At 69.8% G+C, this 17,396-nt stretch carries 13 protein-coding genes; 6 read left to right on the top strand and 7 right to left on the bottom strand.

Annotation, left to right across the window (positions count from 1 at the left end; all coding sequences use genetic code 11):
• Positions 1-22 precede the first annotated feature (22 nt).
• Positions 23-2,161, bottom strand: coding sequence for a Stk1 family PASTA domain-containing Ser/Thr kinase (locus tag LKO27_RS08315; protein WP_227736911.1), 2,139 nt, complete (start codon positions 2,159-2,161; stop codon positions 23-25).
• Positions 2,162-2,346: 185 nt separating this feature from the next.
• On the opposite strand from LKO27_RS08315, the gene LKO27_RS08310 reads away from it, so the two are divergent.
• Positions 2,347-3,024 (top strand): hypothetical protein, encoded by a 678-nt coding sequence (locus LKO27_RS08310; protein WP_227736909.1) that lies wholly within the window; start codon positions 2,347-2,349, stop codon positions 3,022-3,024.
• Here LKO27_RS08310 and LKO27_RS08305 read toward each other — a convergent pair.
• On the bottom strand, positions 2,997-5,375 hold the full coding sequence (locus tag LKO27_RS08305; protein WP_227736907.1) for an HAD-IC family P-type ATPase: 2,379 nt from the start codon (positions 5,373-5,375) through the stop codon (positions 2,997-2,999). The two genes, LKO27_RS08310 and LKO27_RS08305, sit on opposite strands and share 28 nt — an antisense overlap.
• Positions 5,365-6,462 carry a polyprenyl synthetase family protein gene (locus tag LKO27_RS08300; RefSeq protein WP_227736906.1) on the bottom strand — a complete coding sequence of 366 codons (1,098 nt, stop codon included), beginning with the start codon at positions 6,460-6,462 and terminating at the stop codon, positions 5,365-5,367. Before LKO27_RS08300 ends, LKO27_RS08305 begins: the two co-directional genes overlap by 11 nt.
• Before the next feature lie 61 nt (positions 6,463-6,523).
• Between LKO27_RS08300 and LKO27_RS08295 the strand changes: the two genes are divergently transcribed.
• Positions 6,524-7,423: a methylenetetrahydrofolate reductase gene (locus LKO27_RS08295; RefSeq protein WP_227736904.1), complete on the top strand. Its 900-nt coding sequence runs from the start codon at positions 6,524-6,526 to the stop codon at positions 7,421-7,423.
• Here LKO27_RS08295 and LKO27_RS08290 read toward each other — a convergent pair.
• Genes LKO27_RS08290 through LKO27_RS08280 form a run of 3 tightly spaced genes read right to left on the bottom strand, consistent with a single transcriptional unit; the run spans position 7,377 to position 11,192 of the window.
• The gene (locus tag LKO27_RS08290) at positions 7,377-9,590 is read right to left on the bottom strand and encodes a UvrD-helicase domain-containing protein (protein WP_227736902.1); all 2,214 of its coding nucleotides are present in this window, start codon (positions 9,588-9,590) and stop codon (positions 7,377-7,379) included. The genes LKO27_RS08295 and LKO27_RS08290 overlap by 47 nt on opposite strands.
• 36 nt (positions 9,591-9,626) lie before the next feature.
• Positions 9,627-10,880, bottom strand: coding sequence for a hypothetical protein (locus LKO27_RS08285; RefSeq protein ID WP_227736900.1), 1,254 nt, complete (start codon positions 10,878-10,880; stop codon positions 9,627-9,629).
• 42 nt (positions 10,881-10,922) lie between these two features.
• Entirely contained in the window at positions 10,923-11,192 is a 270-nt protein-coding gene (locus LKO27_RS08280) for an acylphosphatase (protein WP_227736898.1), read from the bottom strand.
• A 280-nt stretch (positions 11,193-11,472) separates the two neighbouring features.
• On the opposite strand from LKO27_RS08280, the gene LKO27_RS15570 reads away from it, so the two are divergent.
• The 4 genes from LKO27_RS15570 to dinB are packed head-to-tail and all read left to right on the top strand — an operon-like array spanning position 11,473 to position 16,977.
• Positions 11,473-11,745, top strand: a complete 273-nt coding sequence (locus tag LKO27_RS15570) for a DUF6504 family protein (RefSeq protein ID WP_227736897.1) — start codon at positions 11,473-11,475, stop codon at positions 11,743-11,745.
• Entirely contained in the window at positions 11,745-12,056 is a 312-nt protein-coding gene (locus tag LKO27_RS08270; RefSeq protein WP_227736895.1) for an SAV_6107 family HEPN domain-containing protein, read from the top strand. The genes LKO27_RS15570 and LKO27_RS08270 overlap by 1 nt, the downstream gene beginning before the upstream one ends.
• Positions 12,053-15,805, top strand: coding sequence for a DNA polymerase III subunit alpha (locus LKO27_RS08265; RefSeq protein WP_227736893.1), 3,753 nt, complete (start codon positions 12,053-12,055; stop codon positions 15,803-15,805). The genes LKO27_RS08270 and LKO27_RS08265 overlap by 4 nt, the downstream gene beginning before the upstream one ends.
• Positions 15,772-16,977: a DNA polymerase IV gene (dinB, locus tag LKO27_RS08260; RefSeq protein WP_227736891.1), complete on the top strand. Its 1,206-nt coding sequence runs from the start codon at positions 15,772-15,774 to the stop codon at positions 16,975-16,977. The genes LKO27_RS08265 and dinB overlap by 34 nt, the downstream gene beginning before the upstream one ends.
• Positions 16,978-16,979: 2 nt before the next feature.
• Here dinB and LKO27_RS08255 read toward each other — a convergent pair whose 3' ends face one another.
• Positions 16,980-17,375: a DUF3040 domain-containing protein gene (locus tag LKO27_RS08255; protein WP_227736888.1), complete on the bottom strand. Its 396-nt coding sequence runs from the start codon at positions 17,373-17,375 to the stop codon at positions 16,980-16,982.
• Between the last annotated feature and the right edge of the window lie 21 nt (positions 17,376-17,396).

Here is a 17,396-nt window from a genome sequence, read left to right as displayed (position 1 = left end):
AGGATATCGCTGCCCCGGGGGCTCAGGAGAGCAGGAGCACCACTGTCGAACCCTCCGGCACCTTGGTGCCGCCACCGGGGTCGGTTCCAGAGGCGATCTCCAGGGCCAGTGGGAAGTCGGTGACGTAGCGCTTGTCCACCTTGAACCCCAGGTCGCTGAGGATCTTCACGGCATCGTCGGTGCTCTTGTACCTGACGTCGGGAACCTCCACCATCACCGGACCGAGGGAGCGGACGAGTTTGACTTCGTCGCCCTTGTGCCCGGTCCCGGAGTTCGGCGTCTGGGAGATCACCAACCCCGCCTGCACGGTCGCCGAGTTCTCCTCGGTGAGGCTCACCTTGAAGCCCGCCTCCTCGAGTTGCTTCTTCGCCGCAGCCGCGTCGCTTCCAGTGAGATCGGCGATCTCGATGGGTTTGGGTCCCTTGGAGACGGTCAGATCCACCACCGCGGCCCGCTTCAGCAGAGCGCCCGGCTCCTGTGAGGTCGACAGCACCAGACCTGGGGCGACGGTCTCCGACCAGTTCTCCGTGACCGTGCCCACCACCAGGTTCTGGGCGGTCAGCAACGACTTCGCCTCCGCGAGCGTCACGCCCACGACAGTGGGCATGGCGAAGCGCTCGGGTCCGAGGGAGACCGTGATGTCGAGCGTCTCGCCGCGCAGGACCCGCGAGCCGGCCGTCGGGTCCGTGGCCATCACTTGGCCGGCGGCAACGTCCTCGGAGTACTCGGTGCGGGTCTCCGGAAGCAGGTCGTTGGCCTCGGCCGCGGCCACGGCCTCAGACTCGGCGACGGAGGTGAGCGCGGGCACCACCGTGAACCGGCCCGCCATCCACCACCACGAACCGAAGCCGGCTCCGACGGTGAGCAACAGCACCAGGACCAGCGCGACGATGCCGCGTCGCCGACGGTGGACGGGAGACTTGGAAAGATGGACGTTCGGGAACACAGGGGTCCTGCTCAGCCTGGGCTGGCGGCCTGAGTCCTCGCCCCGGGGGGAGATCGGCGAGCGTCGCTCCACAGGGGACGCCGCGGGGCTGGTCGGGCGGGGGCGTACCGGTTCCCAGGTGGGAGCGACGTGCCGCGCCGCGATGTCCGTGCTGATGCTGGCCGACCCATGGGAGAGCGGGGCGGAGACGTGGCTGCGGGGCAGAGCCCTGGCACGGGTGCCCACGGCGGCCGCGACCGGACGGGGTCTGGGGGTCGGCCGGGGAGCGATCTGCTGGGTGAGGTCGCCCTCCCGAAGCACGACTGGCCGCAACGCCCTCGCGAGGCGTGGGTCGTCGGCGCCGGGGTCCCGGGTGAGGGCTGCGCGGACCTCCCGCAGGCGCCTGAGCATCTCGCGCCCGTCCGCCAGCCGGGCCTCGGGGTCTCGTGCCGTGCAGGCCGCGACGAAGGCGTCGACGTGGTCGGGGATCCGCCAGCCCTTGTGTCCCTGCGCGGCGAATCGGACCGACGGCGGCTCCACGTCAACGTTCACGTGCCGGTAGGCGATCTGGTAGTTGTTCTCGCCGGTGTGCGGTTTGGAGCCGGTGAGCATCTCGAACGCGACGATCCCGGCGGAGTAGACGTCGCTGCGCGCGTCGGGCCTGGAATGGGTGACCAACTCCGGAGGGAGGTAGCTGGCGGTGCCCACGAGCACGCCCGTGGCGGTCATCTGCGGCGAGGTCATGAGCCGGGCAAGTCCGAAGTCGGCGACCTTCACCTGGCCGCGAGCCGAGATCAGGACATTCTCCGGCTTGATGTCCCGGTGCACCAGCCCGGACTCATGGGCGCAGGCCAGTGCCGAGACGATCGGTTCCAGGTAGTCGAGCGCGTCCAGCGGGGACAGGGGTGACTCGCGGCTGATCAGCCGGCGCAGGGTCTCGCCCTCTACGAACTCCATGACGATGTAGGGGCGGCCGTGGGCAGTGCCCTGGTCGAACACGCCGACGACCGCGGGGTGGTTCAGGGTTGCGGCGGCGCGGGCCTCCCGGTCGAACTTGGCCGCGAACTCGTCGTCCTCGCCGAGGTCGGTGCGCATGACCTTTACAGCGACCGTGCGAGTCAGTCGCTGGTCGCGTGCGCGATACACCGTTGCCATTCCGCCGCGTGCCAGCTTCGCCAGAATCTCGTAGCGATCGTCCAACACGTGGCCAACCAACGGGTCGTAAGTGCTGCCCATGTGAACACCTGCTCCAAACACGGTCGGGGAAGGAGGCCGTGTCAGCCCGTGGGGCAGATTCTATTGCTCCTGCACTTGCCGCCCGCGTTAGGCGCGCCGCGGGCGAATGATCGCACGCAACACTGACAACCCGGTGATTCGGCCCCTCCGCCCCCGAAGGAACCGCCGCCGGATACGCTTGCCCTGTGACTGCGATGATGAGTCTGCGATCCCGTCTGGCCCTCGCCAAGCTGGCTCTGCACGCGCGTTCCGACCAACTCGACGTTGACCGCCTCGCACCGCTGATCAATGCCGGCGTCGATCTGCTCGTTCTCGGCGGCACCGGGGATGAGGCTGCTGACGCAGGCACGCTGCGGGCGTTCCGCGAGGTCTACGCCCGCACCCCGCTGCTGCTGGCCACCGACAACGGTGACGCGGCGGAGGAAGCCTCGGCCGACGTCGTGCACCTGGTCAAGCCCGGCTGGAAGCTGTGGGGTTCCTATCCGAAGGGTCATGAGTGGACCCTGCTGGGGCGCCACACCTGTGACGCCCGCACGGTTCGCAAGCCCGGCGACGACTGGGACTACCTGTTCGTCGGGCCGTTGCGCGAAGACGAGTTCGAAGCGCACCCGCTGCGGGAGGCGCTCGCCGAGCAGCCGCCGTTTGCGGCGGACGCGTTGCCGTGGTTCGCACTGGGCGCGTTCCAGCTTTCGGCAGTCGAGAACCTGCTCGGCATGGGGGTGCGCCGGATCGCCCTGACCGGAGACGTCCTCGACGCCGCAGAGCCCGTCGCGTCGGTGGCAGGAATCCGCGCGGCGCTGAACAGGGCCTGGGACAACGATGAGGCGGCGCGCGCCTACAGGTTGTCCGCGGCTGCCCTCTGAGGCAGGATCAGCGGGCGGTGGCCCCGGATGGCCGCAGTCACCCACCAGGTCAGCTCCACCGCGACCATCCCAGCGGCCCCCGCCGCGATGCCGACCAGCATGAAGGCGGTGTTTGAGATGTCGAGGTGGAAGAAGGCCGCGGCCGGTTCCCAGAGGAAGATCGCGGCGTAGAACACGTACCCGAACGCCACGAGGGCCACGCGCCAGAGGAACCATGGCCGGGACACCACCGCCAGCACCCACGAGGCCGTCATGATGAGGGCTGCGAGGGTGGCCGTCGAGGCCTGCGTCTGGATGGTGTCGGACACCTCGCCCAGCCCGCGGGTCAGCACGTAGGTGACGAAGGCGACCGTCGCGATGATCAGTCCGAAGGGCACACCGGCCATGAGGGTCCTGCGCACGAAGCCGGTCCTCGCTCGCTCCCGGTTCGGGGCCAGGCTCAGCAGGAACGCGGGGATGCCGATGGTGAACCAGCCGACGATAGTCATGTGCAGCGGCAGGAACGGGCTCGGCAACCCCAGCAGGCCCACCAGCAGGGCCAGGGTGGCCGCGTAGACGGTCTTGGTCAGGAACAGCTTCGCCACGCGTTCGATGTTGCCGATGACGCGCCGCCCCTCGGCGACGACGTGGGGGAGGGTGGCGAACCGGTTGTCCAGCAGGACGATCTGGGCCACCGACCTGGTCGCGGCCGAGCCCGACCCCATGGCGACGCCGAGGTCGGCGTCCTTGAGCGCGAGGACGTCGTTGACGCCGTCGCCGGTCATGGCCACGGACTGGCCGGACGCCTGCAACGCGCCCACCATCCGGCGTTTCTGCTCAGGCTTGACCCGCCCGAACACGCTGGCGCTGTTGACTGCGGAGATGAAGCCGTCCTCGTCGTCGGGGAGCGTCCGGGCGTCCACGGCGTCCTCGCCGGACATGCCGAGGGAGCGGGTGACGGCGCCCACCGAGGCGGCATTGTCGCCGGAGATCACCTTGATCCTGACGTCCTGGCCACGGAAGTAGTCCAGGGTCTCGGCTGCATCGGGGCGGATCACCTGGTCCAGGACCAGCAAGGCCACGGCCTGAAGCTCCCCGGGTGCGTCGATCGCGTCCACGCTCCTGCTGCCGCGCGCCAGGAGCAGTACCCGGCGGCCGTCGGCTCCGATCTCCTCGGCGCGGGCCGCGACGTCGCCGTCGGCCAGGACGTCGGGGGCGCCGATCAGCCAGCTGCCCTCGTCGGCGAAGGAGGCGCCGGACCACTTCTTGGTCGAGGTGAAGGGGGCCCTGGCGGTGAGGTCCCACAGCCGCGCTGCCGGTTCAAGGGCTGCGGCGATGGCCTGCATGGATGCGTTCGGGGCGGGGTCGACGGCGACGAGTTGCGCCAGCACCTCCCGGACCTGTGCCTCGTCTGCGTCGTCGAGCCCGACCACCTCGCCGAGCGTCATCGCGTTCTCGGTGAGGGTTCCGGTCTTGTCGGTGCAGACGACGCTCACCCTGGCGAGGCCCTCGATGGCCGGCAACTCCTGCACCAGTGCGTTGCGCCTGCCGAGCCGGATGACCCCGAGGGCGAACGCCATGGAGGTCAGCAGCACCAGGCCCTCGGGCACCATCGGCACCAGCGCGCCGGTCATGCGAAGCACCATCTCCTGCCAGGTGGAGTCCTCCTGGTTGAACTGGACCCAGATCGTCAGGATCCCGACCGGCACGAGCAGGAAGCTGATGAACTTGAGGATGCTGTCGATGCCCTGCCGCAGTTCCGAGTTGACCAAGGTGAACTTTGCGGCCTGGGCCGTGATCTGGGCGGCGTAGGCGTCGGCTCCCACCTTCTGCGCCCGGTAGTAGCCGCTGCCGGCGACGATGAAGGCGCCGCTGAGCACCTTGTCGCCCACCAGCTTGGGCTCGGGGTCGGCCTCGCCGGTGAGCATGGACTCATCGAGTTCGAGGTAGTCGGCCCAGACCACTTCGCCGTCGACGACGATCTGGTCCCCGGGTCCGACCACGATCAGGTCGTCGAGCACGACGTCGTCGCGGTTGATGGTGTGGCGGACGCCGTCGCGGATGACGGCGGGGTGGGCCTCCCCGACCACGGCGAGCCGGTCAAGGGTGCGTTTGGCGCGGAGTTCCTGGACGATGCCGATGATCGAGTTGGCGACGATCAGGGTACCGAACAGGCCCTGCGTGAAGTGCCCCGTGGACATCACGAGCACGAAGAGCACGAACAGCATCACGTTGACGCGGGTGAACACGTTGGCGCGGATGATCTGGCCGGTGCTGCGGCCGGACCGGTCCGGCAACGTGTTGACCTTCCCGTCGGCGACCCTCGAGGCGACCTCGTCGCTGGTCAGGCCGCGATGGAGGTCAACGGTCACGCTGCACGCTCAGCTCGGCCAGGCGGACCAGCGCCGTTCGGCCGTCTGCGGTCATCTCCGCACCACCGAGGGCGGCCAGCGCCTCTGAGCTGCCCCGCTCGATGAGCTCCTCCACGTGGGCCAGCGCCCCGGTGGCGTCGATGATGACGCGGGCTTCGGCCACCTGCTCGTCCGTCAGGTCCGCACGCCCGAGCATCGCTTCGAGACCACGGCGCTGGGTGCCGTCGCCGCGCTCCAGTGCGGTGAGCAGCAGGATGGTGCGCTTGCCCTCGCGGAGGTCATCGCCGGACGGCTTGCCCGTGACCGAGGAATCCCCGTAGACCCCCAGCACGTCGTCGCGGAGCTGGAACGCGGCGCCGAGCGCCGATCCGTAGACGCCCAGTGCCCGGATCAGCTCCTCGTCGGCGCCGCCGAGGGCGGCGCCTGCCTGGGCCGGGCGCCGCACGGAGTAGCTGGCCGACTTGTACTCGAGGATCTTGCGGGCGACGGCCAGTTCGTCGGAGGGACCATCGCTGCCGGTCACCCCGTAGGCGGCGCTGACGTCGAGGAACTGCCCGCAGGTGACCTCGGTGCGCATGGCTTCCAGCAGGGGTCTGGCGCGGGTGACGGCGTCGGCCGGCATGCCGGAGGACTCGAACAGCTCCAGGCTCCAGATGAGCAGCAGGTCACCCAGCAGGATGGCACCGGAGGTGCCGAACTCGTCACCGTCGCCACGCCCGCCGGCGAAACGGTGTCGTTGCGCGAACTGACGGTGGGCGGAGGGGACGCCGCGCCGGGTCTCCGAGGCGTCGATGAGGTCGTCGTGGACCAGCGCGGAGACGTGCAGGAGGTCCAGGGAGGCGGCGGCGCGCAGCAGCGCCGTCGGATCCTCGGGGTGCCCGGCGGCGGCGACGTGCCCCCAGTAGCAGAAGGCCGGGCGCAACCGCTTGCCGCCGCTGGTGAACGTCCGGGCCAGGTCCAGCATCGGGGCCGTCCCGATCGCCGCGACGCGGGACTCCTGCTGGTCGAGGAAGGAGTTCAGCGTCTCCTGGATCCCCTGCAGGAAATCGGAACCGAGCGGGTGGGCAGGATCTGGTGTTCGCGGCACGCCTCCGAGTCTATTGGTACGGGGCAATGGCGGACCTGTGCGATTGCCTATCCTTGGGGCCATGCCAGCCGCCAGTCACGTCGCGACCACCGTCGCCTCCCTCATCCAGAGCGCCGACCGTCCCCTGCTGTCGTATGAGTTCTTCCCGCCACGCAAGCCCGAGGAGCAGGAGAAGTTCCGGACCACGGTTGACAAGCTGCGGACCCACCGGCCTGACTTCATCTCGGTGACCTACGGGGCCAGCGGTTCCACGCGTGAGCGCACCATCAGTGCCACCAAGGCCCTGGTGGGTGAGGGCGTACTGACGGTTGGTCACCTGACCTGCGTGTCGCAGTCGCGCGATGACACGCGGCGCACGCTGGACGAGTTCGCGGCCGCCGGAGTCCACAACATCCTCGCCATCCGGGGGGACATGCCCGGTGGTCCCTCGGTCCCGTGGGAGCAGCACCCCGAAGGCCTCGCAACGGCCACCGAACTGGTGGAGTTCATCAAGTCACATGGTGACTTCTGCGTCGGCGTGGCCGCCTTCCCCAACGTGCACCAGCCGGACAACGACCCTGAACTCGACGCCCGGATCGTGGTGGAGAAGGCCCGGGCGGGTGCGGAGTACGCGGTCACCCAGCTGTTCTTCGAAGGGCATCGCTACGTGGAACTGGTGGACCGGGTCCGTTCCCGGGGCTGCGACATCCCGATCATCCCGGGCATCGCGCCGCTGACCGTGATCACCCAGGTGGGGCGATTCGCGGCACTGGCCGACGCCGAACTCCCGGCCGACTTCATCGAGCAACTGAACGCCGCCCCGGATCCGGACGAAGTGCGTCGCATCGGCATCCAGCGGGCCGTCGACGTCTGCCTGGAGGTGCTGGAGGCTGGCGCGCCCGGGCTGCAGTTCTTCACCCAGAACCGCTGGATGGCTACCTCAGAAGTGATCTCCAAGCTGCCTGCTTACCGGGATCGGTGATGTCCAGGGTCGTCATCCGCTGGGTGGCGCGCGTGAGCGCGACGTAGAGCACCCGTTCCGCGCCGGGGGCCTCGGCCACGATCTCGTCGGGTGAGAGCACGAGCACGCCGTCGTATTCCAGGCCCTTGGCCTGCAGGGCGGTGACCACGACGAGCCTGTCCTCAAGCTGGGCGAGGCGCTCGTCCGCCATGGTGAACCGGGTGACCGCTGTCAGCCGCGAGGCAGGCACGATGACACCGACGGTGCCGGTGACCTGCCCGGCCAGATCCCGCACCTGCCGCAGGAGGTCGGCTTCGAGGTCCTGCTCGGTGGTGACCTCCAGGTTTGGTTGCAACCCCGTCGAGCGCACCGCCCGAGGCAGGTCCGCCTCGGGGAACACCTTGACGATGACCCTGGATGCGAGGTCGAAGACCTCCTTGGGGGAGCGGTAGTTGGTGCTGAGCGTGAACTTGCGCAGCGGCGCCCGCCCGACCACCTCGTCGACGGCCCGGGCGGTCTCCTCGGGGTCCGGGTAGGAGCTCTGGGCAGGGTCACCCACGATGGTCCACGACGACTGGGGGCCCCGACGGCGCAGCATCCGCCACTGCATGGGGGTGATGTCCTGGCCCTCGTCGACGAGGATGTGCGCGTAGGTGCGCTGGGGGTCTGCATCGGGGTCCTCGACCCGTTCCCTGCGCAGCAGGTCGGAGGTGGTCACGAGCTCGTTGACGTCGTCGAGGCCCACGAAGATGGGCTCCTGGTCGTCGTCGGCGTCCGGGGGCGGGGAGCCGAGGATGTCAAGGAGCTCGTCGAGCAGTGCGATGTCGGCCACCGACCAGCCCGTGATCTCCGAGCCGTCCTCGCCCGATTCCAGCCAGGTGTAGGAGTCGGCCAGGTCCATTCGCTCCTGGGCCGTCAACCCGGGCGCCACCTTCTCGACGACGCGCGGGTCAGCCAGGCGCGACAGGACCCGGGGGGTGCTCAGCGAGGGCCACCAGGCGTTCATGAACATCTGCAGGCTCGCCTGCTCACGGATCAGGGCGGAGACCTCCTCGTCGCCGAGGGCCACGTCGTCGGGCAGCTTGCGCGCGAGCGCGGCAACCACCTGGTCCAGGGCCTGCTGGCGGCCCCGGTTGAGCTTTGTGTGGGCAAGGACGTTGTCGCGGATCCGGTCCAGCTCGGCTTCGGTCAGCGTCAGCACCTCGCCCTTGACGGTCACCCGGACGCGCAACACGTCGGGGCCGGAGATCAGCGGCAGCCGCACCAGGCGCCGCAGGACGTCGAGCATCCGGAGGCTTCCCTTGAGCGTGGCCGCGCGGGCCCGGTCGACGCGGTCGCTGGACATCCCGAGCACATCGGTGGCCACCGAGCCGATCGCCTTGAGGGTGACCGAGTCCTCTCCGAGGCTCGGCAGCACCCGTTCGATGTAGTTCATGAACACGTTCGAGGGACCGACGACCAGCACGCCGCCCTTCTCGAGGCGGGCCCGGTTGGAGTAGAGCAGGTAGGCGGCACGGTGCAGCGCCACCACGGTCTTGCCGGTGCCGGGGCCGCCGGCGATGATCGTCACACCTTGGTAGGGAGCGCGGATGGCTTCGTCCTGCTCGGCCTGGATGGTCGCGACGATGTCCTTCATCGTGCGGCCCCTGGCGCGAGTCAGCGACGCCATGAGGGCGCCCTCGCCGAGGATCGGCAGTTCGGTCTCGGCCTCCGTGTCCAGCAGGTCGTCCTCGAGGCCGATCACCTTGTCGTCGCGGCACCGCAGGACACGCCGACGGATCACGCCCATGGGGTTGGTCTGGGTGGCGCGGTAGAAGGGCTCCGCAGCGGGGGCGCGCCAGTCGATGACCAGCGGTTCGTACTCCTCGTCCCGAACCCCGATGCGCCCGATGTAGCGCCTCTCCTCGGGTTCGGCCATGTCGAGCCGGCCGAAGACGAGTCCCTCGTGCTCGGCGTCGAGGATCGCTAGTCGCCGTGCGGCCTGGTAGGAGAAGGCGTCCCGCTCGAACAGGGCGGTGCCGTCCTCCTCACGCATCCAACTGGTCCGGTCGGTCATGAAGATGTCGCGTCCCCGGCGGGCCATTGACTTCGCATTCGCCGTCGCGTTCGCGAGATTGGCGTACACCTTGTCGACGTGGGCCTGCTCCAGGGCGATCTCCCGCTCCAGGTCATGGCGTGAAGTGGTCAAGAGTTTGAATCCTCACGTTGAGACTGACGATCCACCTTACCCTCTTGCGCTGCGCCCGTCGTGCGGGGCGGGCGCTCTGGGTGGCCGGAAGTCCTTGTTCGTGGGGCGGGAGTCCTCCCCGGTCAGCCGTTGGTGCAGTTCGTAGACGGCCAGGGCTGCGCTGGAGAGTTCCGCCCATGGCTCCGCGCCGGCAGGTGAGGCTGCCGAAGCACGGATGGTCCCGCCCGGGACCGGGACGCGCCCGAGCCAGTCGCGAGCGCTGTGCGTCGCCGCTCCCCAGGCGGGATCGGGCGCGGGGTGGCGATGGTCATGCGTGGTCACGAGCGCGCCGTCGGTGGCGGGGCGCTGCCAAGAGACGACGGGGCGTGCCGCAGTGTGGTCCACCACCTCGCGGACGTCGGCGGCCGGCTCGTCGCGGAACTCTTGGGTCACCAGCGGGGCCGGCGCCGGAGGTGTGCCGCGCCGCAGCAGGGCGCGCGTCGGGAGGGTGGGGCGGCAGTCGAGCGCCGCTTCGGTGGCGGATCCGGCCACTACGGCGACGCCCCGCTCGCGCAGACGTCCGGAGAGCAGTTCCAGGAGGCGGGAAGGGCGCTGGGGCATCCCGTCGGCATCGACCAGCTGCCAGCGTCCGAAGAGGTGCTCGACGTGGAGGGGCACGGCCATCAGCCCCGGGGAGCGGGGGGAGTCCCCGAGGTCGGTCAGCAGCCGCCCGAGCGGCGAGCCCAGGTCGTCGGCGAGGTCGCCGAGCGTCCGGTCGAGCCACAGGGCACGGCGCTGCTCCCGGGTCCGGACCGCCGCCACGCCCTCCAGCGCGTGGTGGCGATAGGCGAGCCAGAGGTCGTCGAGGCCCTCGGTCAGCGCCAGCCAGCTTCGGGCCGCTTTCCTCCCGAACGCCGCCTCGACGGCTCGCGACCGGCCCGCTCGATCAGTCGGGAGTGCGACGACGGTGCCGTCGGCGAACCGGTGCTCGGCCGCAGGAGCCTCCACCAGCGCCAGACCGACGCGGTTCAGTTCCGTCCGCAGGTGCGCGCCCGACTTCTTGAACAGGTCCCGCCAGGTGGCGGGGAGGGTGACCACCTGCGCCATGGCGTCGACGACGTGCCCGGCCGGCCCGGGCGCCGGCGCCCAGCGGTCGCCCAGGGGTTCGCCGTCGGTGACGAGGACCACCTCGTGCCCCAGCCGCGCCAGTCGCGCCGCGGCCGCCATCGCGGCCAGGGTGGCACCGCGGACGGTCAGGTGCATGCGGGTGTCGGCGGCGGGCAGCGGCCGCGTTGCTGGCTCGGGGTTCAAAGATCCCTCCTCGTGGGCATGATTGTCCCAGAACGCGGGTGGTCAGTGGCGGATGTCGAAGCTCGTCTCGCCCGTGGGTGCGACGTCGCTGACCCGGACGTTTCGGACGCGGGCACCGGGCGGCCCGTCGGCCAGCCAGCCGAGCAGGCCGTCGACTGCTTCCGGCGCACCCTCGACCTCCGCCTCGACTGTCCCGTCGGCGCGGTTGCGGATCCAGCCGCCGAGGCCCAGGTGCTCGGCGTGCCTGAGCGCGTGGTAGCGAAAACCCACTCCCTGGACCATGCCGGAGACCACGACGTGAACGCGACGCATGGGTCCATCGTGCCGCGCCGACCGGCCTCAAGTCGACCCGCTCGGCCCCTTGACTCCCGACCGAGGGGAGGGGCTACTATGGTCTGGTATCGAACAGGCGTTCGAATCTCGGAGGGTCTTGGGGAAGGGCTCCGTCGGGCGTCTTTCGATACTACTGGGCCGCTTCGGGTCCGGTAGTGGCATCGACCCCCACTACCGGACCCGAAGCTCCCGACGAGGGTCGAATCTCACAACTTCCTGCCCGGAGAACCGGACAGGCAAACCGATCCCGGAGGCCCACGTGCGCAGCTACGAAGAACCGATCCACGTTCTGTTCAGTGATCGCCCGAGGCAGTTCATCTGGCGGGGAAGACTGCTGCTGGTCAAGGAGGTCCAAGGTCGGTGGAGCCGGTCGACGGCGTGGTGGCGCAACCCTGAGCCGGGAACGGGTGAGCTGACCCGTGAGCGTGAGGTCTGGCGCGTGGAGGCCGGCAACGGCTCGCACCGGGGGGTCTATGAGCTCGCGCATTCCGTCGGCGACGAGGACTGGGTGCTGCAGGCGGTGAGCGACTGATGCGTCCCGCCGATGTCTACGTCAACGCCCACCGTGACGCCGAGAGGATCGCCCTCACCGTGATCGCCTCCGCGCCCGGGCAGGTCAGTGGCCGCCACGACGTCTGGGAACTGCTCGCCCGGCTCGCGCCGGAGCTGGGCGAGTGGGCCGCCTTCTTCGGCTACCTCTCCACCCGCGTGGAGGTGGCCGCAGCCGGTGAGCACGCGATCATAAGCCAGCGCGAGGCTGATGACCTGGTGCGTGAACTCGAACGCTTCGCCGTCGACGCCGCCCGCCGCGTCCGACGGGTCAGGGGCAGGAGTGCATCGTGACCACCCCCTTCACCCACCTGCGGGTGGCCTCGGGCTACTCGTTCCAGTACGGCGCCTCCCACCCCGGGGCACTGGTCGAGGCCGCTGCCGCCCATGGCATGGACACCCTCGCGCTGACTGACAGGGGAGGGCTCTACGGCGCGGTCCGGTTCGCCAAGGCCTGCCTGAAGGCGGGCATCATGCCCGTGGTCGGGGTGGACCTCGCGGTCGGGCCCGGTGGACTGACGGTCCGTCGTCCCACCGCGGCGCGTGGCGGACAGCTGCGCGACGAGCGGCTCCCGCGCGCCGTCGTCCTGGCCAGCTCCAGACGGGGCTGGGGCACGCTGTGCGGGCTGATCACCCAGGTCCACCTCAGCGGTGAACGCTCAGAACCGGTGGCCACCTTGGAGACCATCGCCAACCACTGTGCCGGCCGCGACGTCGTCGTCATGCTCGGTGCGGACTCCCGCCCGGGGGAACTCGTCGCCGCCGGTGACCTGCAGGCCGCCGGGGAGGAAGCCGCACGCTGGCGGGAACTGCTGGGGGACTCCCTCGTGATCGCCGCCACCAACCACCAGATCGGTGGCCGCGGGCCGACGTCGGCGCACCAGGCCGCCGGGATGGTCCGGCTCGCCGAACAGCTCGGGCTCCGCTCGGTGCTCACGAACATGGTGCGGATGGCCCACCGCCACCAGGCGGCCACCGCCGATGTCCTGGACGCTGCCCGACGGCTGGTGCCCCTGGACCTGCGCAACGTGGACCGCCGCAACGCCGAGGGCCACCTGAAGTCCACCCCGCAGATGCTGGAGGCGGCGCGGGAGGTGGCGGACCTGGCGGGCGTCGAAGTGGAGGCATTGCTGGGGCGGACCCGCGAACTGGGGGAGGAGTGCCGGCTGGATCCCATCGCGGACATCGGCCTGGGCGAGATCCGCCTGCCCGAGTTCGAGACCCTCGGCACCACCCCCGAGGAGGCGCCGACCGTGCTGCGCGCCCGGTGCGAGGCGGGTATCGCGGAGCGCTACGGTGCCCCGTCGCGGGAGGTGCTGGACCGGCTCGACGACGAACTGGCAGTGATCGGCCGCCTGGGCTTCGAGTCCTACTTCCTGACGGTCGCCGACGTCGTCGGCCTGATCCGTGAACTGCGGATCCGGTGCGCTGCCCGTGGGTCCGGGGCCGGGAGCCTCGTCAACTACGCACTCGGGGTCTCCGGCGTGGACCCGATCGCCCACGGCCTGCTGATGGAACGGTTCCTCTCGCCGCTGCGGGTGGCACTGCCCGACATCGACCTGGACGTCGAGTCCCACCGGCGCACCGAGATCTACGAGCGCATCCTTGAGGTCTTCGGTGGGCAGCGGGTCTCGTGCGTTGCGATGCTGGAGACCTACCGGGTCAGGCACGCAGTTCGCGACGTCGGGGCAGCGCTCAGCCTGCCACCGGTGGAGGTGGATGCCATGGCCAAGGCGTTCCCTCACATCCGCGCCCGCGACGCCCGCGCGGCACTGCGGGACCTGCCGGAACTGCGCGCCGCAGGACTGGGCGAGAAGCGGCTGGAGGTGCTGTTCGAACTGGTTGAGTCTCTCGACGGACTGCCCCGCCACATCGCACTCCACCCGTGCGGGGTGTTGTTGAGTGACTCCTCGCTCGGCCAGCGCACCCCCATGGAGGCCAGCTACGGCGGCTTCCCGATGAGCCAGTTCGACAAGGACGATGTCGAGGACCTCGGGCTGCTGAAGCTGGACGTGCTCGGCATCCGGATGCAGTCGTCGATGGCGCACGCGATCGACGAGATCGGTCGCACCATCCCCGAGGAGCCCGCACCCGACATCGACGCCCTGGCGCCCTTCGACGACGACGAGACCTACGAGATGATCCGGCAGCGCCAGACGCTCGGCTGCTTCCAGATCGAGTCTCCGGGACAGCGGGAACTCGTGGGCAAGTTCGGCCCGGAGAACTTCTCAGACATCATCATCGACATCTCACTGTTCCGGCCCGGTCCCGTGAAGTCGGACATGGTCACGCCGTTCCTCGAGGCCAGGCAGGGTTGGCGGGAACCGGAGTACCTGCACCCCAGCTTCATCCCGGCCCTGGAGCAGACCGGTGGGGTGGTGGTGTTCCACGAACAGATCATCCTGCTGATCTCCATCGCCACCGGCTGCTCGCTGGCGCAGGGCGACGAGGTGCGCCGGGCACTGGGCGACAAGGAGGGCCAGCAGCAGGTCAAGGAGTGGTTGTTCCCGAAGGCCAGGGCCCGTGGCTACGAGGAGCAGACCATCGAGGAACTCTGGTTCATCCTCGTGCAGTTCGCCTCCTTCGGCTTCTGCAAGGCCCATGCGGCGGCGTTCGCGCTGCCCACCTACCAGTCGGCGTGGCTGAAGCGGCACTATCCGGCCCACTTCCTGTCCGGCGTCCTCACCCATGACCCGGGCATGTACCCCAAGCGGCTGCTGCTGGAGGAGGCCCGCCGCATGGGCGTGGCCGTCCTCGGCCTGGATGTGAACCGCAGCCACGGCGCCTACCGGACCGAGCGTGTGGGGGAGGGCTGGGGGATCCGGCTGGCCCTCTCGGACGTGAAGGGGATCAGCGAGACGGAGGTGGAGCGGATCGTCGCCGGCCAGCCCTATGCCTCGCTCACTGACTTCTGGGCGAGGGCCAAGGTGGATGAACCCGTCGCCCGCAACCTCATCCTCGCCGGCGCCTTCGACTCCTGCTACGGGATCGGAGCCCACGCCGGCGTGCAGGCGCGTACGAAGGTGACCCGACGGGACCTGCTGCTGGCGCTGGCGGACCTGCAGCGTCTGCGCCGGGCCGACGAACGCACGGCCTCCAGGGCTCGCGGCCGGCGGCGCCTGCCGCAGACATCGGACGACCCGGGCGTGCTCGCACGCGCCCAGGGCCGTGCGGCGGAGGTGGCGGTGCAGTTCGTGCAGGGGGCACTGGACTTCGACGGCGACGAGGCCGAGTGCGACGTCGTCACCACCGGTCTGCCGGAGATGGACGCCGACGAACGCCTGAAGGCGGAGTTGGAGATCCTGGGTCTGGACGCCAGCCAGCACATCATGCAGCGCTACCTGCCGTTCCTGGCGGCCATCGGCGCCACGAGTTCACGCCGCCTGCTGGAGCAGCGCAACCGCTCCGAGGTGCTGGTCGCGGGGGTGAAGGTCGCCACCCAGACCCCGCCGGTGCGAAGCGGTCGCCGGGTGATCTTCCTGACCCTCGACGACTCCACGGGCCCGGTGGACGCCACCTTCTTCGAGAACGTCCAGGGTCCCTATGCGGCGACGGTGTTCTCGAGCTGGATGCTGCTGGTGCGCGGGGTCATCCGCCGCACCGGGCCCCGGGGTATCTCCATCCGCGCCACCGGCGCCTGGGACCTGGGCCAGGTCCACGAGGTCTGGGCCACCGCCGTCGAGGGCGGTGCTTCCCGCGACGAGGCCATGGCTGCCGTCTGTGAGGTCATCGATGAGGTGCCTGTGGGCTACAGCCTCGTCGGCGAATGGATCCCCGACGATTGGGGCGAGGACCCGGACCGCAGGGCGGCGCGGGCGAAGGCGCTGGCCGCAGACGCCAGCGGCGCAGGGCAGGGGGACGAGGAACCGCCTCCGGATCCGCAGGACCACACCCGTGCCGGCGGGATGGGCCGCCGTCGGGTGCTGGTTCACGCGAGCGGGTTCAAGCAGTCCCCCTACGCCGACATCAAGCCCGCCGGCACGGGGGCAGCTGAGGCGCCGCGCAAGCTGTGGCACTCCAGTCCCGGGAGCGCGGGACGATGAGCGCGCCGGTCATCATGCACGTGGACATGGATGCGTTCTACGCCTCCGTCGAGATGGCGAGGCATCCTGAACTGCGCAGCGTCCCGATGTTCGTCGGCGGCTCCAGCCGCGGGGTGGTGCTATCCGCCAACTACCCGGCCAGGGCGTGGGGGATCACCTCCGGGATGCCTTCGACGCGTGCCCGCCGACTGTGCCCCCAGGTCGCGGTGGTGCACCCCGACTTCGACCGGTACGCCGCGGTCTCCGACGCCATCGAGGAGATCTTCGACGCCATCACCAACCAGGTGGAGATGGTCTCCATCGACGAGGCGTTCATCGACGTGACGAGTGCCCTGCGCCGGCTCGGGGGTGACCCGGTGGCCATCGCCGAGAAGCTGCGTGCCCAGGTGGGTGATGAGCAGGGGGTGGCCTGCTCGGTCGGGATCGGGCCGAGCAAGTTCATCGCCAAGCTGGCCTCCAAGGCAGCCAAGCCCGACGGTCTGAAGCTGGTGTCCCCCGATGAGGTCATCGGCTTCCTGCATCCGCTCCCGGTGGAGGCCATCTGGGGCGTCGGGGAGGCAACTGCGGGAAAGCTGCACCAACTGGGATTGCGGCTGGTGCGCGACATCGCCAACACCAATCGCGCGACGCTGCAACGGGCGTTGGGTGACGGGCAGGGCGCCTTGTTGTTCGACTTGGCCTGGGGGCGCGACGACCGCTCGGTCCTGGCGCGGGAGCCGGCCGAGCACAGCGTCGGATCACAGGAGACCTTCTCGAGGGACACCGACGACGTGGAGATCGTGACCACCGAGATCCTTCGAATGGCCGAGCGCACGGCGTCGCGGATGCGGGCGCAGCGGATGGTGGGCAGGGTGGTGACCTTGTCGGTTCGGTTTGCGGACTTCACCACGATCACTCGCACGGGGACGATGAAGGCGCCCACGGATCTGACGGGGGAGATCCATGCCGAGGCGATGCGCCTGTTCCGCAGGTTGAACCTGCAGCGGGCGCGGATTCGTCGGGTGGGGGTGCGGGTGGAGAAGCTGGTGCCGAAGGAGGAGACCTACCTGCAGCCGGCCCTGGACGAACCGGAGGCGGGCTGGGCACAGGCGGAAGCGGCCATTGATCGGGCTGTGCTCAGGTTCGGGCCCACAGCGGTGAGGCGTGCCAGGTTGACGCGCAAGGCGTCCTGAACCTAGAGGTCTCCGCCGTCCTGTCGGCGGCGCCAGCGCTCCTCGAGTTTCTCCATGAAGTCCTGGCTCGTCGGCTTCGGGCCCGGGTGGTCATCGGGACGCGCGGGTGATTCTCCCTTGTCGTCCTCTCCGGCCACGCGCTGCCATGAGTTCACCGCGATGATGGCGGCCGCGAGCATGAGCAGGAACCCGCCGATGCTCACGAGGGGATTGATCTGGACCCCTGCGATCAGGACGACGACGCCAGCGATGAAACCGAGACCGGCGACAGTGGCGCGCCGACGGTGGATGCGAATGCTGCTGGTCCCCCGGAGAGTCTCGGCCAACTTCGGGTCATCGGCCATGAGGGACGCCTCAAGCTGCTCCAGCAGCTTGCGCTCCTGCTCTGACAAAGCCATCCGGACTCCTAGGTGTTGCGC

It is taken from the genome of Tessaracoccus sp. OS52 (assembly GCF_020687685.1).
Classification (GTDB): domain Bacteria; phylum Actinomycetota; class Actinomycetes; order Propionibacteriales; family Propionibacteriaceae; genus Arachnia.
The sequence above is the reverse complement of the archived record's forward strand: the minus strand, read 5'-3'. Positions and strand labels throughout refer to the sequence as shown.